Origin of the sequence: Myxococcus sp. CA023, from assembly GCF_010998615.1 — a bacterium.
In the GTDB taxonomy this organism is placed as follows: Bacteria; Myxococcota; Myxococcia; order Myxococcales; family Myxococcaceae; genus Myxococcus.
In genome coordinates this window covers 1-21,959 of record NZ_JAAEAH010000072.1, presented here as the reverse complement: position 1 = coordinate 21,959, position 21,959 = coordinate 1, and the positions used below count along the sequence as shown (strand labels likewise).

The window sequence follows — 21,959 nt, the reverse complement described above, 5'->3', positions numbered from 1 at the left end:
TACCCCAAGGACTGGGGGACACCACCGAGCCATTCACTCGCAGTGAATTGCTCGGCGGTCCCCTGCCCTGATCACGTCCCGAGCAAGCCGCGGATGCGCGTGTGGAGCTGCGCGTCTGGCGCGTCCATGGTGAGCAGGTGCTGGAGGAGCTGGCGCACCTCGGGCGCTTGTTGGAGGTAGGGCTCCACCACCGTCACGAGGGTGTGGTGGTTCTCCACGGGCACGCGGCCGGCGAGGGCCAGGTCGCGCAGCTGGCGCAGGACCGAGTCGTCCAGGTCCCGGCGTCCCAGCGCCGTCAGCGCGGAGGACTGCACGGGCGCGTCGGTGTCCTCGGTCATGGAGATGAGCGTGCGCATGGCCTGGGGCGTCTGAATCTTCCGCAGCGCGCGGGCCGAGGCCCGGCGCACCTGTACGTCCGCGTCCTGGGCGTAGTGGGCGATGACGTCCACCTGCTCCTCCAGGCCCGCGTTGCCCAGCGCGAGCAGCAGGTGGGTCTTGTCCTCGGGGGTGCGCGCGGCGCGCAGCTCGGCCCCGAGCTGCTGGACAGCGGCCAGGGACTCCGCGTCCTGCTTCTGCCGGTAGAGGGCGCCGGCGGTGGCGCCCAGGGCGTAGGCGGTGGCCACGCGGGTGTCGTCGCGGGCCGTGCGGTGGGTGCGCTCGATGAAGCGCACCGTGTCCGGGGTGGGGCTGGTCAGCAGCGACAAGCGGCTGAGCAACATGCGGTAGCCGGGCTCGGCCAGCGCCTGGGGGCTGGACAGGGCGCGCACCAGCGCCGTCTGCGCCTCCGGCGTGCCCGCGCCCGCCAGCAGGTCCAGCACCAGCGCCCGGCCACGCGGCTTCAGGGTGGACTGCTGGAAGAAGTCGGCCAGCCGCGCACACAGCTCGGGCTGCTGCTCCAGCAGGCCCGTGGCCTGGAGGAGGAAGTGGTTGTGCTCCGGGAAGGTGCCGCCATTGGCGTACTTCTCCATCAGCTCGAAGAAGCGCTCCGGGGTGAGCCCATCCACCTGCTGCTCCAGCATCCGCTCCCGCGCGTGGGTGTCCGCCACCAGCTCGCCCGGCGCGAGCTTTTGGAGCGGCGCGGCGGGCGCGGCGGAGGCATGCGCCACCACGAACCGGTCCCGCTTGCCGGGCTCCAGGCGGAGCTGGATGTGCGAGGTGGCGGTGGGCTCACCGCCACCGGTCGGGCGGCGGAGCACCCGCTCTTCACCTGAGAGACGCTCCAGGACGCCGTCCGCGTCCAGCGTCAGCTCGAAGCGTGAGTCCACCTCCACGGCGCCGCTGCCCGTGCCCATGCCGCGGGGCTCCGGGTAGGCCAGGCGCCGCTTGAGGATGCGCGCGGGCAGGGCGCCTTCGTCCAGCCGCGCGTACTCCGTGAGCGCCGTGCCTCGCGACGTCAACTCCTCCACCTGCCAGGTGGCGCCGTCGCGCAGCACCCACTGGAGCTCGCCGGCCAGCGTCTGCACGGTGTTCTTGAAGAGGGAGGGGTCTTCCTCCTGGAAGGAGACGGCGCGCAGGGTGCCGTCGGCGTCCAGGTCCAGCAGGGCCTCGCGGCCGGTGAAGGTGGCCGCGACGGCCGCGGCGTCCGGCAGCAGCGCGTGGCCAAACAGCTCGAGCGTGTGCTCGCGGAGGTTCTCCAGGCTCAGCCCCACGCGCAGGGCGGTGCCCTGCGCGGGGTGGCCGCGGAGGACCAGGTCTCCAACGAAGTGGGCCCGGCCCCCCATGGCGGTGGGTTTCTGTTGCGACCCGGCGAGGCGCACCTCGGTCCGGGCCGTGTAGTCCATGCGGTACGTCCGGCGCTCCCCCACGGGGAAGTGGACGCGGAGGGGCGTCGCCGCTGGAGGCGCCCCGGTGACGGGGGCCTGGGTGTGGAAGACCCAGGCGGCTCCCAGGAGCAGCAGTGCCAGCAGTGCACCGCCAGTGATGACCTTGCGTGCGTTCATGGGGCGTCTCCAGCGTGTGGGGGATTACAGCAGCGAGCGGAGGTCGATGAGGCTGACGTTGAACGCGTGGTTGAACAGCTTCACGTTCTCCTGGATGCCGTTCCAGCTCACGAGCGTCTCCTCGAACTCCGCCTCGAAGGGCCAGATGCCCACTTCCACGTAGGCGGCGATGCTGCCGGACAGGAAGGTGAAGTTCAGGTCGGAGTTCCCCTCCATGCGCAGCCTCAACTGGCCCCCGGACGGCGCCAGCCAGACGCGGCCGTCGAGCGGGACGGCGGCGTGGACCAGTTGGAGGCGGCCCTTCACGCCCGCCTCGATGACGAAGAGGTCGACGCTCGCGTACAGCTCACCGTCCACCTGCGCGTAGGGCTTCAGGTGTCCGGCGACGCCCAGGTTCGTCACGCTGCACGCCGTGGTGCCCGTCACCGTGTGCTCCGCCTTCAGTTCGTATTCGAGCCCCACCACGCCGGCCACCTTGGCGCCGAGCGTGACGGGGACCACCACGATGACGAAGGTGGCCTGCGCGTTCACCAGCGTGGCCTTCTTCTCCTGCTTGCCGGACACGATGTTGAACTGACCCAGCGTCAGGTCTTGATGGATGTCCACCAGCGGCACGGTGTTGTCGAGCACGTCCAGGTCGATGTCCGCGCGCTTCTGCGTCACCTGCAGTTGGGCGTTGATGAGGTTGGCGCTGATGCCCAGGGCGCTGCCGGTGGCGGTGAAGCTGCCCTTTATCTCCGGGGAGAGGCCGCAGTCGGGCGTGTGCTTCACGTTGTTGATGGCCACGGCCACCTGGTAGTTCGCGGTGGCGCCGAAGGTGTCATTGCCCAGGCTGTAGCTGTCACCGGACTCCCAGCGCAGGCGGGGCTGCGCCGTCTTCGGGTCCAGCATGGGCCCCACCGTGGAGGACAGGGCGCGCATGTACTGGTCCCGCCGGGTGAAGTACGTCTCCAGGCGCGAGGGGCTCGTCGTGTAGTCCTGCGCGGGGTAGTTGACGCTGCCAATCTGCAGGGGCTTCGCCTTGAGGTCCGCGAAGTCGTCGCGGGTGTAGGTCGCGCACTTCTGGAAGTCCTGCTCACGCGCGCCCTGGTAGAGGTTCATCACCCTGCGCGCGAAGCGCTTGGGCGACCAGTCGCAGGGAGCGGCCGCCATGCCAATCTGGAAGTCGAGGCAGCCTTGCGCCTGAGCCTGCTGGAGCGCCGCTTCGATGACGGCATCCAGCGAGGCCAACTGGTAGAGCTGGGGGATGAGCGGGTCCTGGGGCTCGTCGTCGTCCGTCAGATGGCTGGACGTGTCCGGGTCGGCCTTGAGCATCCCCGGGAGGGGGCGGTAGCGGCGGGCCAGCTCCGACGTGATGGAGGTGACCAGCTCTTTGCGCTGCTGGACGAGCGCGGCGAACTCCTCCTGGAGCCGGTCCAACTCGTACATCCGCTCATCCAGGACGTTGGCGTTGCGAGTGACGCTCATGCTGCGGTGCCACGCCCAGCTCTCGTTGTAGTAGCTGGCGCCGTTCGCCAGGGTGGACAGCGTCGCCTCGGGCAGGATGGTGCCGTAGAGGTTCAGCGGACGGTCCAGGTCCTTGAGATGGATGATGGCCGCGCCCATCAAGCCAGGAAGCATCACCACCCGGTCCTCGGAGCCTGTTCCGATGGTGACCCTGCCCTGGGCGGGGGGCGGCACGGCGAAGAACTCGTTCTTCGGCGCGCCGGAGGGGAACTGGATGGCGGGCTGGATGGGGGTGCCGTCCTTGCCGCGCTGCACCGGGTCCGCAATCGAGCGGGTGCCAATGGCGGAGGCGGGCACGCTGCCGCCGCTGGGCGCCTGGGCGTAGGCGATGTTGAAGATTTTGCGGTAGTCGGTGCCCGAGGAGGAGATGGCGTCCTCGAAGACGCTGTAGTCGTAGTACTTCTCGTGGACGTACTCGCGGCAGGAGTCGACGATGTTGCCGGAGTTGTTCCACGCATTTCGCTGGGTGAAGCGCGCGGCGCGCATGAGGCTGGCGGCCTTGGTCGACGCGGGGAAGTAGGTCCGGTCGCGGTGCGCGGTGCCCAGCATGAAGCTGGAGAGGCCGCTCATGTAGCGGGCGTTCGGGTTCTCCTGGACGAAGGCCACGCTCTTGGTGGCGGCGTCGGGCTCAATCGTCTGGCCGCTCGCGTTGCGGGTGACGGGCACCAGCACGGTGCGCTCGGGCAGGCTCGCCACGGCGTTCAGCGCGGCGTCGCGGACCAGGACGTTGCAGGTGGCGTTCGGGTTGGTCTTCGCCGCGCTCCGGGCCATGTTCGCGCAGAAGGTGACGGGGTTCTGGCACTCCGCGAGCGTGGGGACGTAGGAAGTACAGAGGAGGATGGGGTTCAGCGGCGGGAGGACGGGGGGAGAAAACTGGGCCAGGGCGGGCGCAGAGGACATGACAAGTCCGAGCACGACGACCTGAGGCCGCGTGAGCAACGACATGTGGACACCTTTGTGTGGGGTTTGCGAAAGAACGGGCCTTCAAAAGGTCCTTCGCAAAAAAATGATGGTGTCCCTGGATGGGTATCCGCGACCCCCAGCGCTCTCAGTTATTGCGAGTCTGAGGCCGTTGGGCGCCCGGGCTGGCAGGCCCTCACTGGAAAGAAGCGCCAGGGAAACAGACGCCCACGCTGTTCGCGGTTAGACTCCTGCCGCCGTGCGTTGGGCGGTGGTCGGCACCGTCAGCATTACCCAGACCTTCATGGCCCTACTTCGGGCGGTCCGATCGGGCCTCCGGGCGTGGGTTCCCGGGTGGGCCAGGGTGATCCAACGTTGACTTACCCTGGAAATGGGGGTACGGACCCGCCCCTTTCCCTAGTTCAGGTCGCGCCGGAGCGGTAGGAGGCGCCGCCGTCATCACCAAGGAGTAAGAGCCGTGTCCAAGCGCACGTACCAGCCGTCGAAGGTCCGCCGCAATCGCGCCCACGGGTTCCGCAAGCGGAACGCCACGAAGGGCGGCCGGGATGTCCTCAAGCGCCGTCGTGCGAAGGGTCGCAAGCGGCTCGTCGTGTCCGCTCCCAAGAAGTAAGCGAGTTCGCGTGTGAGGGCCGAGGGTGCGACGCCGGGCCAGTCCAGCCCGGCAGACCAGCGCTTCCCCAAGGCCCTGCGCCTGCTTCAACGGCGCGAGTTCCTCGAGGTCCAGGAAGGTGGGCAGAAAGTCCCTTCGGACTGCCTCCTGGCCCTCGTGAAGCGCAATGGTCGACCGTACTCACGTGTTGGCCTGACCGTGTCGAGCAAAGTGGGCAACGCCGTCGTCCGAGCGCGCTTGAGGCGCGTCTTGCGGGAGCTTTTTCGGAAGCGCCGCATGCAATGGCCGTCAGGCCTGGACGTCGTCCTGGTGGCACGCTCCTCCGCGAAGGATGCTTCCTTTCCGGCGTTGTCACGTGCCTTTGACGGTGTCACCCGTAAGCTGCAGCGGCTGCCTCGCGCGGCGGAGACGAAGCCGAAGGAGCCGCCCAGATGAGCCCCCTGGCCTTCGTCATCTCGCTGCCCATCCGCTTCTACCGGAAGTTCCTCGGACCGCTGCTCCCCAAGGTGTGCCGGTTCCATCCCTCCTGCTCCACGTACGCCATGGAGGCGCTGGAGAAGCACGGCGGCCTCAAGGGGTCGTGGCTCACTCTCTGGCGGCTCGTGCGCTGCCAGCCCTTCCACCCCGGCGGTATCGACCCGGTGCCGTGACGAGGGGTTCCACCCATTGCCGCCCTCTCCCTCGTGGAGGGGGGAGTCTATGAACGATCCGCTCTCGCCCCAGTCGAACGATTCGCAGAAGCGACTGCTGGCGGCCCTGGCCCTCTCGTTCGCGGCCACTGCCGTCTACACCTTCTTCTTCGCGCCCACTCCACCTCCGCCCGGCTCGGAAATCCCCGACGCGGGCGTGGTGGCCACTGCGCCCGCCGATGCCGGCACTCCCCCGGCCGTCCAGCCTCCCGAAGGCGGTACCGGGACGGGCGCCACCGCGGAGGCCCCGCCGCCTCCGGCGCGCAAGGTGGAGCTGCAGCGCGACGAGGCCACCTACGCCTTCTCCTCCGAGGGCGCCGGCCTCACCGCCGCCGTGCTCAAGGGCGCGAAGATGCGGGAGCAGCAGGAGCTCACCGTCACCCAGGGCTTCCAGAAGCTGTTCGGCAAGGAGATTCCCCCCGCGCCGCAGATGGACCTGGCGCGCCCCACCCCGGGCCAACCGCTGCCGCTGGCCGTATCCATCACCGGCGCCAGCCCGCTGCCCGCGGACCTGAACTACGCCCTGGATGAAGGCGCCCCCGGCAACGCGGACGGCGTCACCTTCACTGGCCGCCGCGGACCGTGGGAGGTCGTGAAGACGGTCAAGTGGCCCATGGACGGGTTCGAGCTGAGCTACACGCTCCAGGTGCGCAACACCTCCGGCCAGCCGCAGAGCGGCGAACTGCAGGTGCACCACAACCGCGCCATCGACCCCAACTTCGAGCACGCGCCGTCCTTCTTCGGCGGCGTGGGCAACCTGAGCCGCTCCGCCTGCTGGGTGGGTGACAAGCTCCAGAAGATGAGCCCGGGCGACGACCATCCGGACGCCGAGGACACCCGCGGCCAGATTCAGTTCTTCGGCATCGACCAGCAGTACTTCCTGTCCGCGCTCTACCCGCTGGAAGGGCCGCGCGCCGGCTCGTGCTCCTTCGAGGCCACGCCCACCCTGCGTAAGGTGACGGCGTCCTTCCCGATTACGGCCGCCCCGGGCGAGACGGTGACGCTGCGCTTCGGCGGCTACTTCGGCCCCAAGGATACGGACCTGCTGGCCCAGGTGCCCGGCGCCTCGCTGCGCGCGGCCACCGGCCAGACGGACGCGACGTTCCATCCGCCGCTGGCGGAGACGGTGGACTTCGGCATCTGGGCCGTCATCTGCAAGGTCCTGCTGTGGGTCATGAAGTTCTTCTACGGCGTCACCGGCAACTGGGGCGTGGCCATCATCCTGCTCACGGTGGTGGTGAAGCTCGTCCTGCTGCCCCTCACCTACCGCTCCATGGTCAGCATGGAAGAGGTGAAGAAGCTCCAGCCGCGCATGGAGGAGATCCGCAAGAAGCACGCGGACAACCGCGAGCAGCAGAACCTCGAAATCATGAAGCTGTACCAGGAGGCCAAGGTGAACCCGCTGGGCGGGTGTCTCCCCCTCCTTATCCAGATGCCGGTGTGGATTGCCCTGTTCACCGCGCTGCGCAACAGCTTCGACATCTACGGCGAGCCCTTCATCGGGCCCATCTGGCGTGACCTGACCTACAAGGACCCCACGTACCTGTTGCCGCTGGCGCTGGGCGTGTCCATGGTCATCACCCAGAAGATGCAGCCGCAGATGATGGATGCGACCCAGGCGAAGATCATGACCTGGTTCCTGCCCATCATCTTCACGCTGACGCTGCTCCAGTACCCGGCCGGCCTGTCGCTCTACATCTTCACGAACAACATCCTCTCCATCGCGCAGCAGTACGGCCTGCGGAAGTGGCTGGACCGGAACAAGCCCCAGACGGGCGGTGGGACGCCGGCGGTGGCCGGTGCGGGAGGCAGGCGCAAGTGAGCGAGCAGGTTCCCCAGCAGACGCCGTCCACCCCGGCCTCCGGCGATTCGTCCGGAGAGTTCCGGGGCCGTGTGGAGAAGCTCCTCGGCGACATCCTCGGGCTGATGGGCTTCCCGGCGCGGCTGGACATGAAGGACGCCGCCGACGGCAGCCTGTCGGTGGCGCTCCACTTCGAGCCCGCACCGCCTCCCGGCGTGGAGGTGGGACGGCGCAGTCAGGTGGTGGACTCGCTCCAGTTCCTGTTGAACAAGATGCTGCATCGCCCTGGCGCCGACCGGCGCTGGGTGATGCTGGGTGCGGGTGTGCATCCGGAGCCCCGGCAGCGCCGTGAGCCCCAGGCCGCGGCTCAAGCCTCGGCTCCGGCAGCGCCCGCCCCCGCCGCGCCCCGTGCCGCGGCGGCCCAGGCGCCAGCGCCTGCTCCGGCGAAGGGGGGCCAGCGGGGTGCGCAGGCGCCCGCCGCCAAGGCCGCTCCCGCCAGCAAGGGTGAGGGGGATGAGCGCTCGGTGACGGTGGAAGAGGATGCCGCGCTGAAGGCGGCTGTCCGGCAGCTCGCGGAGAAGTCGGGCAGCCTGGGCCGCTTCTACGCGATTGCCGCCATGCAGCTTGAAGACCGCGCGCGCGTCCTCACGTCAGTAGAAGGAATGGGTGGCGTGAAGGTGTCGGCGGAGGGCGAGGGCCGAAACCGCCGCGTGGTGTTCACTCCGGACAAGCCCGCCCCGCTTCCCAAGCGGAGCATGCTGCCGGACGACGAGGACGACTTCGACGCGTGAGCCGCTGGGCGCGCCGCGCGCGCCGGGGCTCCCGAAGCGAGACGAGGGATGGGCAAGGCGAAAGCTCTCAAGGACAAGCTGTACGGCGCGGCGGTGCTCAAGATGAGCTTCCGCCTTCGCGGGGACGAGGAGTCCCCCGCGTTCCGCTTCGTCTATCCGGGCGTCCTACGGGACCTGGAGCTCGAGGACGCGGCGGTGGAGCGGTACATCGAGGAGAACCGCGAGGCCGTGGAGAAGGCCGCCCGCGGCTCCACGCCTCCCCTGGGCAACCGCTGAAGCAGCGGGGCCCGCGCTGTTCAGGGTGGATGCGCTCCACCGGCCGCGTATGACGTCTTCTTCCATGACCATCGCCGCCCTGGCCACCGCACCTGCCGCGGGCGCCGTGGGCATCCTCCGCCTGTCGGGCCCCGCGGCCCTGGATGTGGGCCGGCTGCTGGCCCCGGGTATTCCCGCGCAGCCCACGCCGCGCCATGCGTACCTCGCGTCCTTCGTGGACGCGGAGGGCCGCTCGCTGGATGAGGGCCTGTTCCTCTACTTCCGTGGGCCGCAGTCCTTCACGGGTGAGGACGTGGTGGAGTTGCAGGCGCATGGCAGTCCGCGGCTCTTGCGGCTGCTGCTGGCTCGGGCGTTGGAGGACGCGCGTGTGCGCCATGCCGCGCCGGGTGAGTTCACGCGTCGCGCGTTCCTCAACGGGCGGTTGGACCTCACGCGCGCGGAGGCCGTGGCGGACCTGGTGGCGGCGGACTCGGAGGCCGCGGTGCGCGCTGCCGCCGCGGGACTCTCCGGTGTACTCGCCTCGCGTGTGCAGGCGCTGGAGGAGCCGCTGCGCGCGCTGCATGCGGACATGGAGGGCGTGCTCAGCTTCCCCGATGAAGCAGAGGGCGCGGATGAGGACGTGGATGCGCGTGTCACTGCGCTGCGTGCTCAGGCGGAGGCGCTGCTGTCCGAGGCGGGCCGGGGCCGGCTGGTGCGCCGGGGCGCGCGCGTGGCGCTGTTCGGTCCCGTCAACGCGGGCAAGTCCACGCTGTTCAACCGGCTGGTGGGCGAGTCTCGCGCGCTGGTGGATGACGAGCCCGGCACCACGCGCGATGCGTTGGAGGCCCGTGTCGAATGGGATGGGCTGGCGGTGACGCTCTTCGACACCGCGGGGCTGCGGGAGACGCCGGGACGTGTCGAGGCGCTGGGCATCGCGCGAACGCGGGAGTTGCTCGTGGGCGTGGACCTGGCGGTGCTCGTGCTACCGCCGGGTGTCACGCAGGCAGAGGCGGATGCGTGGACGCGTGACGCGGGTGGCACGCACGTGCTGGTCGTGGACGGGAAGTGTGATGTGGCTGCGGTATCCGGCTCGCCGCGCCAGCGTGTGAGTGGCCTCACGGGTGAAGGTGTGGACGCGCTGCGCGACGACATGCTCGGGCGGCTGTGGGGCGGTGGCACGCCCTCGGCGGTGGCCCTTGTCTCCGAACGTCACGCCGATGCCTTGCGTCGCGCGTCCGAGGCGCTGGGCCGCGCGGAGAGTGCCTCGCGCGTGTCCACCCTGGAAGTCGTCTCCGGTGAAGTGGGGCTCGCGCTGGAGGCGCTCGGCGAAGTGTCCGGTACCGTCGTTTCGGAGGCCCTGCTGGACGCAATCTTCCAGCGTTTCTGCATCGGGAAATGACGCCTTCCGCCGAGCGGAGGACGTGTCAGACGCCCCCCTAGAATGCCCGCCTCAACCGGTGATTCTCGGAGGCGCTGTGATTGAAGGCATCATCCCCCTGGCGAACCATTCGATGCTCTCGGCCCTGCCCTCAGGCTGGGTGGGGGAGATTCTGGACGAGGAGCTGGTCGCCTCGCCTCGTCCCACTGCCGCGCAGACGCGCGCGGCCTTCATGCTGGGCGTGGAGCTGGGGGAGCAGCTCGACAAGCGCCGTGGCGGCAGTGGCCGCTGGTGCTTCCTGCGCGCGCCCGAGCTGCACCTCGGTCACGACATGCTCGTGCCGGACATGGCCGGCTGGCGCCGCGAGCGCGTGGACGTCCCCTTCGAGCCGGACGTCCCCTTCCTCACGCTGGTGCCAGACTGGGTCTGCGAGGTGCTGACGCCCTCCACCGCCGCGTTGGACCGTGCGCGCAAGCTGCCGCTCTACGCGCGCGCGGGCGTGTCGCACGTGTGGCTGGTGGACCCCGCTGCGCGCACGCTGGAGGTGTACCAGCGCGTCAAGCGGGGCTGGCTGCTGACGGGAAGCTACGAGGATGACTCGCTGGTGCGGGCCGACCCCTTCCCGTCCTCGACGCTGGAGCTGGGCTCGCTGTGGCTGCCCGAAGGCTCCGAGAAGCCCTCGCTGCTGGTGGCTGTCCCGTGAGGCGCGTTGGCGCCCGCGCTGAGTTCACGGACGATGTCGCGGGCATCGTCCGTCATCGCGTCACGCGGCGGCGGCCACCACCGGATTGAGGATGTAGCGGCCGTACGCCACGAAGGCGATGAGCACACCCATCACGAGCGACCAGAGCATCGGGTTCTCGGGCGTCATCTTCGTCGAATGACGCGCGTACAGCACGGCGAGCGCGAACGTCTCGAACGTGAGCACCGCGGCCGCGTGCGCGGTGAGGCTGGGCATCCACTTGAACGCCGCCGGGATGATGAGCAGCACGCCACCGGCCATCTCAAGGAAGCCGAGTGCCCGCCATGCCCCGAGGGGGACCTCGCTGAACTGGCTCGCGAGCTGCTGGAACGAGAACGCCTTGTACGACCCGCCTGCGAGGAACAGCAGCGCGAGGATGGCCTGAAGAATCCAGAAGACGATGTTCATGTTTGGGGGCTCGGTGTTCAGGCCTTGAGGGCCGGGTTGTCGGACGCCTTCTCGAATGTCTTGGCGAGCTTTCCGTGCATCATCTTCCAGCCGTACTCGGCGCCGTGGAACGCCTGGTCCTCCTTGAAGCCGGAGTGCTCGAAGAGCACGCGCGTCCCATCGCCATCGGCTTCGAGGCGGTAGCGGACGCGGGTATCCAGCCAGCCCTCGCCAACGACCCAGGTGAACTCGAGCTCGGACGGAGGCGCGCACCGGAGCACCTCGCAGTGCACGACGAGTCCATCGAATTGGGCCCGAGGGTCCGGAGGCACGCGGAAGGTGAAGCGATGCCCGACGCGCGGCTCGAAGTCGTTCGGGTACATCCAGTCAGCGAGCGCCTCGCTGGTCGCGAGCGCGCGCCACACGACGGCGGGCGACTGGGTGAACTTCAGCTCCCGTCGGATTGTCTTTGTCATCATTGCTGCTTGTCGCCTTTCTCAAGGTGCCGCCGCAGACGGGCGAAGTTGTCGTCCCAGAACCGCTCGTAGTGGGCGATCCAGTCGCGGACCGGCTCCAGTCGCTCCGGCACGAGGCGGTACCGCCGTTCCCTGCCGTGCCGTTGCTCGGTGACGAGGCCCGCATCGAGCAGCACGCGCAGGTGCTGTGACACCGCCGGGCGGCTCATCTCGAAGTTCTCGGCGATTGAATTCACCGGGCGGTCGCCATCGACCAGCAGGTCGAGCATGCGGCGCCGCGCCGGATGGCTGATCGCTCCGAACACCCCTGGCTCGGTGTGCATCATCGTGTACCGATAATGCGTAAGGAGATGCTTACGTGTCAAGCGGCGGGATGTCGTGGCCCGGCTCTTCACCGCGCAGGCGTGCCGTCTCGATGAGCGAGCAGAAGGGCGCCGCTACCTCGGCGCCTCGCTTCGACTTGCTGCCGTCGTGGTTCTTCCTGACCTTCAGCTGGCGCGCTTGAGGTCCGTGTTACCAGCGGGGCGCGCCAGCCGCCGCACCGCGCGCAGGAGGAGATCCGGATCCACCGGAGCTGCGAGGAAGCCGCGGGCCCCCACCGCCTGGGCGCGAGGCAGGTCCTGTTCCGGCATCTTGCCCGCGACCAGGACCTGCGCGTGGACCTGACGCGGCAGCGCCTCCATCGCGGGCAGCGGGGCTACCACGACCTGGGCCGCGTTCGCCGCGAGCAGCTCCTCCGTGCTAGCGACCCGAGCCCGCAGGCCCGCCTCGGACATCACTCGCACCAGCCCGGTGGTGGCCTCCTCACCCCAGCCGTACACCAGGACCTGAGCCATGGGCACCGGCTGCGCGGCCGTGAGCACGGGCAACGCCGTGGGGACGTGGTTCCGCGTGCCGGCCGTGCGCTGCATGGCGCGCGCGGAGAACGGCGCCTTCGTGGACCCAGGCCGCGAGACATGCGCCAGGTGCAAGCCCTCCGTCGTGGCAGGCGTCGCGGCCTGTTCGGAGCGCCCTGCCTCCAGGGGCAGCGGCTGCGCGACAGCGGCCAGCGGCTCGGGCATGGCGCGGATGGCCTGCACCAGCCGCTTCATCTCCGCGGGCACCGCCTGCGCCTGGACGACAACCTCCTCCAGCGAGCCCAGCAGCGGCAGCCCATCCTCACCGCCAGGAGCCTCCATGTTCGTCAGCTCCGCCATGCTGCCGCCGAGCAGCATGGGCATGCTCTCGTCCGCCTCCGGCAGCGAGAAGCTTTCCATGCCGGGACGCCGGGGCACCGTCTCACCGGTTTCGCCCCGGTAGAGCCGCCCGATGGCCCGGCGGATGGCCGCGTCCGACGCCAGCTTCGCCATCACGCGCGGCTTGCCGGATACACTCTTCACCGCGTCCAGGGACGCCAGACTGGCGGGCGCGGCGATGGCCACCACCAGCACCGAGTCCCGGCTCCCCTGCCCTTCCATCTTCAGCGGCACCACCCGGTGTGCCTCCGCCACGCGCTCCGGAATCAGCCAGGTCAGGCTCGCGTCCGGCGGCTGGACGTCCAGGTCCACCGTCTGCATCCCCGCCTGGAGCGCCAGAGCCTCCAGGACCTGCTGCGCGGTGCTGAAGCGCTGGTCCACCACCACCTGCCCCAACGGCACGCCCCACTTGCGCTGGTACGCCAGCGCCGAGTGGAGCTGCAACGCGTCCACCACACCCCGCTCCAGCAGGATGTCACCCAGTCGCTTCTTCATCTCGTCCCCCTCACGCCTTCCGCCCTGGCCGCCAGCCCCGTGGGGCAGCCCGAGTCCGGGAAGGTCACAATGTCTTCTACGCGTCCATTCGCCCGGGAGCTTCCCGGCAGGCGACAGACGCTTCCGTCGCCGCGCCACCTGCAAGGTGGGGACCGAGCCCCATCCCCCCCTCGTCGGGCGTGGGCGTCTGCTACTCGATGGTCGACCTGTCCTCGAGTGCGCTGCGACGCGCCGAGCCGTCCTCCGCCCGACAACCCGGAAAGCACCGTGTCGGAGCATTGCCTAGCTTCACTCCCATGAGCGCCATGTGCCTGGGCGAATGGGTGGAGCTCCTTCGGGAGAAGGCGGGCGGGATGCCGGGTCTGGAGGGCGTGGGAGAAGGCCTGGCGGGCCTGGTGCTGGAGCCGGCCAGCCTCCAGCCCTACCTGCACTTCCGGCGAGGGCGCTACACGCGCAACCTCATCTACCGGGATGCCAGGTTGGAGGTGCTGTTGAACTGCTGGGAAGCCGGCACCTTCTCCCCCATCCACGACCATGACGGGCAGGAGTGCTGGTTCAGCGTCCAGTCTGGGGCCTTCGTGCTGGAGAACTACACCCTGGAAGCCGGGGGCCTGGGACCGGGGCCGGCCCGGCTGGGGCCTCCCGTCATGATGGGTCCCGTGGGCTCGGGCTTCGTCGACTTCCGCTGCCCGGAGGCCCCCATCCACCGCGTCACCGCGGCGAGAGGTCCCGCCGTCTCACTGCACGTCTACGCGGGGCCGGTGGACCGGTGCCTCGTCTTCGACACGCGGCGGCAGCGTTGTGTCTCCCGGGAGCTGCGCTACCACTCCATGTTCGGCCGCCCGCTGCCCCAGCTGCCGGAAGCGCCGGCACCCTCGGTCCCACTTTGAGTCGCCCAGGGTCCTGGCGCTGCGAGCAGCGCGGCGTGGCACCGGAGCGTCCCGGTGCCACGCGTCCGCGTCCTGGGAGGACGCGCTACCAGCTCGCCTCGGGCATGGGGGCGTAGAGCTCGCCGCGCGTGCCCTCGAAGAGGCCCATCCGCGCACCCACGGCGTACACCTGGCGCACGCCCGCCACCAGGGTGGTCCAGGGGGACAGGACGCTGATGGAGGCGGCGTCGTCCTCGCTGTTGTCGCCCGTCTGACCCAGCAGCTCGGAGAGGACCGCGGACGCGGGCTTCTTGCGCGGGTACACCTCCACGTTGACGCGGGCGTCGGCCGGTAGCTTCGCGGCCTCCTTCGCCAGCTCGAGCGCCTTCGGGTAGCCGCCCAGCGCATCCACCAGTCCGTGCGCCAGGGCGTCCTCGCCCGTCCACACGCGGCCCTTGGCCAGCGACTGCAGCTTCTCCAGCGGGAGCTTCCGGCTGGCCGCCGCGCGCGTCGTGAAGTCCGCGTAGATGCGGTCCAGCGACGCGTCCATACGGGCCTGCTGCTCCGGCGTGTAGTCCGCGTCCGAGCCAAAAATCTCCGCGTTCTTCCCCACGGCCACGCTGTCGAAGTTCACACCCAGCTTCTCCCAGAAGCCCGCCGTGACGAACTTGCCCGCGTACACGCCGATGCTGCCGGTGAGCGTGCCCGGGTGCGCGACGATGCGGTCCGCCTCCATGGCGACGAAGTAGCCACCGCTGGCGGCGTAGCTGCCCATGGTGACGATGACGGGCTTGCCCGCCTCCTTCGCGCGCTGCACCTCGCGGCGGACGGTGTCACTGGCCACGTAGCTGCCGCCCGGGCTGTCGACGCGGAAGACAATCGCCTTCACCCGCGAATCCTCGGTGGCCTTGCGCAGCGCCGCGGCGACGCTCTCCGCGCCCATGGACTGTCCGCCCGACAGCGGGTTGGACTGGTTCTTCCCGCGCATCACCTCGCCCACGCCGTACACCAGGGCAATGGTGTTCCCGGACACGTTCGGCCTGCCGGCGCGCTCCAGGTACTTCTTCACGTAGAGGAAGCGCGCGCCCTCGCCGGCCTGCTCCTTCAGCCCGCCGAGCACCTCGTCCCGGTAGCGCAGGCCCGTCACCAGCTTCGCCTCCACCGCCTCCTGCGCCATCAGCGGCGCCTTGTCGATGAGGCCGCGCACGACGTCCTCCGTCAGCCCGCGCTCCTCGGCGATGCCGCGCACAATCTGGCCGAAGAGGCTGTTCGTGAAGCGCTCGGTGGCCTCGCGGTGCGGCGCGGTGTAGTCCTGCTCCGTGTAGGAGTTGATGGCGTTCTTGTACTCGTAGCGGGCGAAGTAGCGCGGCGTCACGCCCAGCCTGGCGAAGGCCTCGCGCGCGAAGGGCAGCTCGAAGGCGAGCCCGTTGATGTTCACGTCGCCCGACGGCTGGATGTAGATTTCGTCGAAGGCGGACGCCAGGTAGTAGCCCAGCGTGCTGTTGCCCAGCTCGCCAAAGGAGTCGGAGTACGCCACCGCCTTCTTGCCCTTGGCGCGGAAGGCCTTCACCGCGTCGCGCAGCTCCTGCGTGGCGGCCGGCGTCCCCGGATGGCCGATGCGCACCAGCAGGGACTTCACGCGCGCGTCGTCTCCGGCCTTCTCCAGCGCCTCCACCACGTCACGCACCGTGGTGGGTTCCTCGCCAAAGGCCCCCACCAGCGAGTCCCCTCCCCCGTGCTCCGACAGCGGGTCTTCCAGGTCCAGCTCGAGCACGAGGTTGGAGGGCACCCCGGGCTTGCTCGCGGACGCGAGCAGCATCAGGCCCACGAGGCCCACCACGAAGAGGACAGACAGCGCGCCCACGAAGGCCAGTGCGCCGATGAAGAATCGTTTCATCCGAAGGGACTCCTGATGCCCGGGAGAGACAGGGTATGGCCCTGGCAAGGGGTGCTTACTACTAACGCGCGCGGGCGACGATGCTTGCGCGTCCCTTTGCTTTCCCTACGTGACGGTACGTCCGCGACGCCGGGTTGCTCGGAGTGCCACCGTTCGGGATGGGCTGGGGGACATCTCGGGTTAGAAGCCGGTGCACTCCCAGACGACCCGCGAGGACCGCATGAAGCGTCGTACCCCGCTCTCCCTGATGGCGGCCCTGATGATGGTGGCCGGCACTCCAGTGTGGGCCCAGACTCCCGTCGCCGCCAACAAGGCCCCCGTTACCCAGTCCGCTGTCACGAAGAGCAAGGCGAAGGGCCGTGCGCTCGCCCCCGTGACGAGCGTGGAAGGCATCTCCGAGTACCGCCTGCCCAACGGGCTGAAGGTGCTCCTCTTCCCCGACCCCACCAAGCCCACGGTGACGGTCAACGTGACGTATTTCGTGGGCAGCAAGCATGAAGGCTACGGCGAGACGGGCATGGCCCATCTGCTGGAGCACCTGATGTTCAAGGGCACGCCCACCACGCGCAACGTGCCTCAGGCGCTCACCGAGCGCGGCGCCCGGCCCAACGGCACCACCTGGCTGGACCGCACCAACTACTACGAGACGCTGCCGGCCTCCGACGCCAACCTCCGCTGGGCCCTGTCCTTCGAAGCCGACCGCATGGTCAACAGCTTCATCGCGAAGAAGGACCTCGACAGCGAGATGACCGTCGTCCGCAACGAGTTCGAGTCCGGTGAGAACGACCCGCGCGGCATCCTCTTCGAGCGCGTGATGAGCGCCGCGTACATCTGGCACAGCTACGGCAAGTCCACCATCGGCGCGCGCTCCGACTTGGAGAACGTCCCCATCGACCGGCTCCAGGCCTTCTACCGGAAGTACTACCGGCCGGATAACGCCATGCTGGTGGTGGCGGGCCGCTTCGACGAGGCCAAGGCCCTGTCGATGATTCAGGACACCTTTGGCAAGCTGAAGAAGCCTGGCCTGCCCCTGCCCGCCACGTACACCGCGGAGCCCACGCAAGACGGCGAGCGCGAGGTGCAGCTGCGCCGCGTGGGCGACACCGCGCTGCTCACCAGCCTGTACCACGTGCCCGAAGGCGCGCACCCCGACTTCGCGGCCATCGACGTGCTGACGCTGGTCATGGGCAACAATCCCTCCGGGCGCCTCTACAAGTCGATGGTGGAGACGAAGAAGGCCTCGCGTGTGAGCGCGTCGAACCTCCAGCTTCGCGACCCGGGCATCATCGTCTTCAGCGCGGAGATGCGTGACGACCAACCGGTGGCCGCGGCCCGCGAGGCGCTGCTGAAGACGGTGGAGGACGCGTCCCGCACGCCGTTCACCGAGGAAGAGGTCAACCGGGCCAAGGCCACGTTGTCCAAGTACATCGACCTCACCATCAACAACTCCGAGCGCGTCGCCATCAACCTGTCGGAGTGGGAGGCCACCGGTGACTGGCGCCTGCTCTTCCTGCACCGCGACCGCATCGAGGCCGTGACGCCCGAGGACGTGACGCGCGTGGCGGCCGCCTACCTCAAGTCCTCCAACCGGACGCTGGGCACCTTCATCCCCACCCCGAAGCCGGACCGCGCGGAGCTGCCGGCGCCGGTGGAGATGGCGAAGATGATGGAGGGCTTCAAGGGCCGTGACGCCGTGGCGCAGGGCGAGGCCTTCGACCCGTCGCCGGCCAACATCGAGTCGCGCGTGCAGCGCGGTGAGCTGCCGGGCGGCGTGAAGTACGCGGTGCTGCCGAAGAAGACGCGCGGCAACATGGTGAACGTGTCCCTCACCCTGCGCTGGGGCACCGAGGAGGCACTGCGAGGCAAGTCGGACGCGGCGCAGTACGCCGGACGCATGCTGATGCGCGGCACGAAGAAGCGCACGCGGCAGCAGCTCCAGGACGCGTTCGACAAGCTGAAGGCGCGCGTGGGCGTGGATGGCAGCAGCACCGGCGCCTCCGTCTCCATCGAGTGCCCGCGGGCGAGCCTGCCGGAAGTCCTCGAGCTGGTGACTGAGGTGCTGCGCGAGCCCGCCTTCGACGAGAAGGAGTTCGCCATCCTGAAGCAGGAGCGGCTGGCGTCGCTGGAGTCCGAGCGCAGTGAGCCGCAGACGCTGGGCAACATCGCCTTCTGGCGTTCGCTGTCGGGCCACTATGCGAAGGGCCACCCCTATTACGTGGCCACGCTGGACGAGCGCATCGCCGGGGTGAAGGACACCACGCTGGAGCAGGCGCGTGCCTTCCACAAGGCCTTCTACGGCGCGTCGAATGGCGAGCTGGCCGTGGTGGGTGACTTCGAGTCCAAGGACATCGTGGCGCTCGCCGGCACCCTGCTGGGCGACTGGAAGAGCCCAGCGCCATACCAGCGCGTGCAGCAGGTGTTCGGCGGCGGTGCGTCCACGTCCGTCGCGCTGGAGACGCCGGACAAGGCCAACGCGTATTACATGGCGGGCCAGTCGTTGAAGCTTCGCAAGGACGACAAGGATTGGCCGGCGCTGGTGCTGGGCAACTTCGTGTTGGGCGGCGGCTTCCTCAACTCGCGGCTGGCCACGCGCATCCGTCAGCAGGACGGCCTCTCCTACGGCGTGGCCAGCAGCCTGGACGCGAGCGACGTCGACGAGGTGGGCACCTTCTTCACGTACGCCATCTACGCCCCGGAGAACGCGGCCCGGCTGGAGACGGCCATGCGTGAAGAGGTGACTCGCGCGGTGCAGAAGGGCTACTCGGCGGAGGAGCTGCAGAAGGCGCGCACGGGCATCCTGGAGTACCGGCAGTCGGCGCGGGCGCAGGACGGCAGCCTCGCGCGGCAGCTCGCCAGCTACCTGTTCCTGGGCCGCACGCTGGCCTTCGATGCGGCGCTGGAGCAGAAGCTGACCCAGCTCAAGCCGGAGGACGTGCGCACGGCCATGGAGCGTCACCTGGACTGGACGAAGGTGACGCAGGTGCGCGCGGGAGACTTCGCCACCGCGCAGAAGAAGGCCGCGCCTCCCGCGAAGGTCCCCGCCGCGCCGTGACGCCGTAGTCCGTCACCCCTGTGAGGGAATCAAGCCCCGCGGTGCCCAGTGGCGCCGCGGGGCTTTTGATTGAGAGGCTGAATGGCTTCAACCCTTGCCGCGCACTGCTTGCCAGAGACTGCGGAAGAGGCCGCCAAAGGAGCCCTGCTTGCTGTCATCTGGAGGGATGGCGCCGGTTTCCAGCACGGCGACGTGGGCGCGCACCTGTTTGAACTGCGCATCTCGGATGCTTGGCTCGTTGGCTCTGACGTCCGCGTCTGAGAAGAAGTGCCAGAGGGAGTGAGGGATGCCGAGCAGTTCCTCAGAGGCCTTGATGCGGTCCTGAACCTTCTGCGCCTCGTCGTACCAAAGGCTCTGCTCTGCCTTTGTCTGGGCAGGCAGCTCCATGAGACGTCGGAGATCCTGGGCCAACTCCTGTGGACCATAGGGGGCCAGGGATGATGGGTGCATGAGGCCTCCACACGGTGTGCTTGAAGAGGGTAAGTCGCCCGACTTCAACGCGGCGGCAGTGTGGCGAGGAATGCATCCAGCGCGGCGTTGAAGCGCTCCGGTGCATCCATCATCAGCCAATGGCTGACACCTGAGAACACGATGTGCGGCGTGCCCGGGTACAGGAGGTGGTAGGCATTGGGCTGGATGAAGGCATCCACGACGAGCGTGTGGAGGGGGCCCTTGTAGCGTTCCAGCACACGGTCCGAATTGAACGTGAGCATGCTCTCCAGCGCGCCGACCACCACCTCGCGCGGCGTGGCATGCAGCCAGCGCATCACCGACTCGTGCGTGTGTGGCTTCGCGTTCTGGAGGATGGGCGTGAACCATGCGTCCATGAAGGCGCGGTAGGACTCGGGACGAGTGCCTTCGTGGAAGCCTTGGAGCTGTTCGGGCGGAAGCGGTGGCATCGTCCCCGCGGCATCCACGATGACAAGCCCGGCAAGCCGTTCGGGCCAGCCACGGGCGTACTCCGCCGCGACGTAGCCGCCGAAGCTGTGGCCTACCAGGACGAAGCGCTCCAGGTCCAGGGCCGTGGCCACCGCGTGGATGTCATTGGCCATGTCCTCGGCGCCGTAGCGGCCCTGGGCGTCGAGCCCCGAGTCGCCCATGCCACGCAGGTCGAAGGACACAGAGCGCTGCTTCAAATGTGCTTGCTGCGCGGCCCATTGCTCACGCCGGGAGGCGTTGCTGTGGACGAAGACGACGGGGAGGCCGCCGCTGCCAGCGTCGGTGACAGCGAGCTGGCCAGCGGGTCCCTGGACGGTGCGCGAGGTGGATGTCATGGCGCGGAGGACGATGACACGATTCGCGGCCCGTGCGTTTGGGCACCCTCCCCTGCCCCCTGCTGGCGCGTGCGAACCCGGAGCCCGAAGAACGCGGCGAGCCACGCAAGCAGTGCCATGGCTGCCATGACACCGGCCATGGGCATTGCGGTGCCATTGTTGAACGTGCTCACGGCCCACGACGCGCCGGCCGCCGCGGTGAACTGGAGCGCGCCCAGCGCGGCCGACGCCATGCCCGCGCGCGCGGCATGCCGCTCCAGCGCAATCGCAGCCGCGTTGGGTCCCACCAGGCCCATGGCCGACACGAAGAAGAACAGCGTGACGGCGATGCCCCACAGGCCCATGAAGCCGGTCCACGCCGCCGCCAGCACGGCCACCGCCGCGACGACGCACAGGCTCAATGCCAGACGCAGCAGCCGGTGCAGCGGCAGGTGTGTCACCAGCTTGCGGTTGAGCTGCGCCACCGCAATCAACCCCATCGCATTGACGCCGAAGAACCAGCCGAAGTGCTCCTCCGGAATGCCATACAGCGAGATGAACACGAACGGCGAGCCCGCGATGTACGCGAACATTCCGGCCTGCGCGAAGCCTCCCGCCAGCGCGGGGCCGACGAAGTCCGGGTCCTTCATCAGTGCGCCCAGCCGGGAGCGCATCGTCTGCGACGCCACATGCGGCGGCGCCGTCTCCGGCAGCGACTTCAGCACGAAGGCCAGCGCCACCGCGCCCACCGCCGCCAGCACCACGAAGATGGCCCGCCATCCCGAGTACTGGAGCACCATTCCGCCCAGCAGCGGCGCGAGGATGGGCGCCACGCCCATGACCAGCATCAGCCGCGACATCGTCCGCGCGGCGTTGGCGCCGGACCACAAGTCGCGCACCACGGCGCGTGGAACGACCAATGCCACCGAGCCACCGAGCGCCTGCACGAAGCGCATGGCCACCAGCATGGACGCCGACGGTGCCAGCGCGCAGCCGAGCGAGCCCAGGACGTACAGCGCCAGGCCCGCGTAGAGCGGACGCGTGCGCCCGAAGCGGTCGATGAGCGGGCCCGTGAAGAGCTGTCCCAGCGCCAATCCCGCGAAGCACGACGCGAGCGTGAGCTGGATGGCGGGCGCGGTGGATTGCAGGTCCTCCGCGATGCGCGGCAGCGCCGGCAGATACATGTCGATGGAGAGCGGTGCGAACGCTGTCAGCGTTCCCAGCAGCAACTCGAGGCCGAGTGTGCCCTTCTCAGTGGACTGGGTCGAAGGCGTGGTCATGGACTCCCTGGGCCGAGGGCCGAGCCCCGGCGAATAACCGGCTCCCCGCCTCCGCACCGTGAATGTGCCGCGCGCCCAGAAGCACGATTGCTGGAAGGGAACGCCATGGCTGTACACACCACCGGCGAGCAGCCTCGTGGGCCGCCACTGGCATGTCAGACCCCCGGGTTATTCCTTTCCCGTCGCGCACACGAAGGTGTCGGGCCCTGGCGGCCCGAGCTTGATTTCGCCACTGCGCCCTCACCGCACGGAGCGAGTCCACCCACCCGTGTACGCGACACCCGATTCCCCCGCGCGCGGCGGAGAGGTGATGTCGCGCGCGGGGGAAAAGCGCGGTGCCAGGGCCATGGGGGCCAGGGGCCGCGCCAGCGTGGGGCGGGCC

Annotated in this window: 20 protein-coding genes; 10 read left to right on the top strand and 10 right to left on the bottom strand. The window is 69.2% G+C overall.

The features are described 5' to 3' along the window. Positions 1-71: 71 nt before the first annotated feature. Together F8M74_RS27945 and F8M74_RS27940 are read right to left on the bottom strand one after the other, a co-directional pair. Positions 72-1,940, bottom strand: coding sequence for a HEAT repeat domain-containing protein (locus F8M74_RS27945; protein ID WP_141255929.1), 1,869 nt, complete (start codon positions 1,938-1,940; stop codon positions 72-74). A gap of 24 nt (positions 1,941-1,964) precedes the next feature. Beyond that, a complete protein-coding gene (locus F8M74_RS27940; protein ID WP_228559625.1) occupies positions 1,965-4,346 on the bottom strand; it encodes a hypothetical protein in 2,382 nt (793 codons plus the stop codon). Between the two features lie 478 nt (positions 4,347-4,824). On the opposite strand from F8M74_RS27940, the gene rpmH reads away from it, so the two are divergent. The 8 genes from rpmH (at position 4,825) to F8M74_RS27900 (ending at position 10,594) form a co-directional block, all read left to right on the top strand. Then, positions 4,825-4,977, top strand: coding sequence for a 50S ribosomal protein L34 (rpmH, locus tag F8M74_RS27935; protein ID WP_002637840.1), 153 nt, complete (start codon positions 4,825-4,827; stop codon positions 4,975-4,977). Between the two features lie 12 nt (positions 4,978-4,989). Continuing rightward, complete coding sequence (gene rnpA / locus F8M74_RS27930) at positions 4,990-5,412, top strand: ribonuclease P protein component (RefSeq protein WP_141255933.1); 423 nt, start codon at positions 4,990-4,992, stop codon at positions 5,410-5,412. Next, on the top strand, positions 5,409-5,627 hold the full coding sequence (gene yidD / locus F8M74_RS27925) for a membrane protein insertion efficiency factor YidD (protein WP_011557412.1): 219 nt from the start codon (positions 5,409-5,411) through the stop codon (positions 5,625-5,627). Before rnpA ends, yidD begins: the two co-directional genes overlap by 4 nt. A 49-nt stretch (positions 5,628-5,676) precedes the next feature. Further along, positions 5,677-7,488, top strand: a complete 1,812-nt coding sequence (gene yidC / locus F8M74_RS27920) for a membrane protein insertase YidC (RefSeq protein WP_141255935.1) — start codon at positions 5,677-5,679, stop codon at positions 7,486-7,488. Continuing rightward, complete coding sequence (locus F8M74_RS27915; protein WP_141255937.1) at positions 7,485-8,258, top strand: hypothetical protein; 774 nt, start codon at positions 7,485-7,487, stop codon at positions 8,256-8,258. The genes yidC and F8M74_RS27915 overlap by 4 nt, the downstream gene beginning before the upstream one ends. 48 nt (positions 8,259-8,306) lie before the next feature. Then, positions 8,307-8,534 carry a hypothetical protein gene (locus F8M74_RS27910; protein WP_141255939.1) on the top strand — a complete coding sequence of 76 codons (228 nt, stop codon included), beginning with the start codon at positions 8,307-8,309 and terminating at the stop codon, positions 8,532-8,534. 49 nt (positions 8,535-8,583) lie between these two features. Beyond that, entirely contained in the window at positions 8,584-9,912 is a 1,329-nt protein-coding gene (mnmE, locus tag F8M74_RS27905; RefSeq protein WP_141255941.1) for a tRNA uridine-5-carboxymethylaminomethyl(34) synthesis GTPase MnmE, read from the top strand. Between the two features lie 76 nt (positions 9,913-9,988). Further along, positions 9,989-10,594, top strand: coding sequence for a Uma2 family endonuclease (locus F8M74_RS27900; RefSeq protein ID WP_171410328.1), 606 nt, complete (start codon positions 9,989-9,991; stop codon positions 10,592-10,594). A 60-nt stretch (positions 10,595-10,654) separates the two neighbouring features. On the opposite strand, the gene F8M74_RS27895 is transcribed toward F8M74_RS27900, so the two are convergent. From F8M74_RS27895 to F8M74_RS27880, 4 genes are all read right to left on the bottom strand, one after another. Further along, positions 10,655-11,041 carry a DoxX family protein gene (locus tag F8M74_RS27895; protein WP_141255945.1) on the bottom strand — a complete coding sequence of 129 codons (387 nt, stop codon included), beginning with the start codon at positions 11,039-11,041 and terminating at the stop codon, positions 10,655-10,657. Positions 11,042-11,058: 17 nt separating this feature from the next. Then, positions 11,059-11,499, bottom strand: coding sequence for an SRPBCC domain-containing protein (locus tag F8M74_RS27890; RefSeq protein WP_141255946.1), 441 nt, complete (start codon positions 11,497-11,499; stop codon positions 11,059-11,061). Continuing rightward, positions 11,496-11,822, bottom strand: coding sequence for a helix-turn-helix transcriptional regulator (locus F8M74_RS27885; protein ID WP_011557403.1), 327 nt, complete (start codon positions 11,820-11,822; stop codon positions 11,496-11,498). The genes F8M74_RS27890 and F8M74_RS27885 overlap by 4 nt, the downstream gene beginning before the upstream one ends. A 162-nt stretch (positions 11,823-11,984) precedes the next feature. After that, positions 11,985-13,226 carry a general secretion pathway protein GspE gene (locus F8M74_RS27880; protein WP_141255948.1) on the bottom strand — a complete coding sequence of 414 codons (1,242 nt, stop codon included), beginning with the start codon at positions 13,224-13,226 and terminating at the stop codon, positions 11,985-11,987. 296 nt (positions 13,227-13,522) lie between these two features. Here F8M74_RS27880 and F8M74_RS27875 point away from each other — a divergent pair, with 296 nt between their 5' ends. Beyond that, on the top strand, positions 13,523-14,116 hold the full coding sequence (locus F8M74_RS27875) for a cysteine dioxygenase family protein (protein WP_141255950.1): 594 nt from the start codon (positions 13,523-13,525) through the stop codon (positions 14,114-14,116). Between the two features lie 85 nt (positions 14,117-14,201). Here the strand turns inward: F8M74_RS27875 and sppA are convergent, their stop codons facing one another. Continuing rightward, a complete protein-coding gene (gene sppA / locus F8M74_RS27870) occupies positions 14,202-15,992 on the bottom strand; it encodes a signal peptide peptidase SppA (RefSeq protein WP_141255952.1) in 1,791 nt (596 codons plus the stop codon). Positions 15,993-16,212: 220 nt separating this feature from the next. Between sppA and F8M74_RS27865 the strand changes: the two genes are divergently transcribed. Then, positions 16,213-19,044: a pitrilysin family protein gene (locus F8M74_RS27865; RefSeq protein ID WP_216620273.1), complete on the top strand. Its 2,832-nt coding sequence runs from the start codon at positions 16,213-16,215 to the stop codon at positions 19,042-19,044. 87 nt (positions 19,045-19,131) lie between these two features. Here the strand turns inward: F8M74_RS27865 and F8M74_RS27860 are convergent, their stop codons facing one another. The 3 genes from F8M74_RS27860 to F8M74_RS27850 all read right to left on the bottom strand — a co-directional run bounded on the left by F8M74_RS27860 (position 19,132) and on the right by F8M74_RS27850 (position 21,577). Continuing rightward, positions 19,132-19,431, bottom strand: coding sequence for a hypothetical protein (locus tag F8M74_RS27860; RefSeq protein ID WP_141255956.1), 300 nt, complete (start codon positions 19,429-19,431; stop codon positions 19,132-19,134). Positions 19,432-19,538: 107 nt separating this feature from the next. Continuing rightward, on the bottom strand, positions 19,539-20,318 hold the full coding sequence (locus F8M74_RS27855) for an alpha/beta fold hydrolase (RefSeq protein ID WP_141255958.1): 780 nt from the start codon (positions 20,316-20,318) through the stop codon (positions 19,539-19,541). Then, a complete protein-coding gene (locus F8M74_RS27850) occupies positions 20,315-21,577 on the bottom strand; it encodes a multidrug effflux MFS transporter (protein WP_141255960.1) in 1,263 nt (420 codons plus the stop codon). The genes F8M74_RS27855 and F8M74_RS27850 overlap by 4 nt, the downstream gene beginning before the upstream one ends. Between the last annotated feature and the right edge of the window lie 382 nt (positions 21,578-21,959).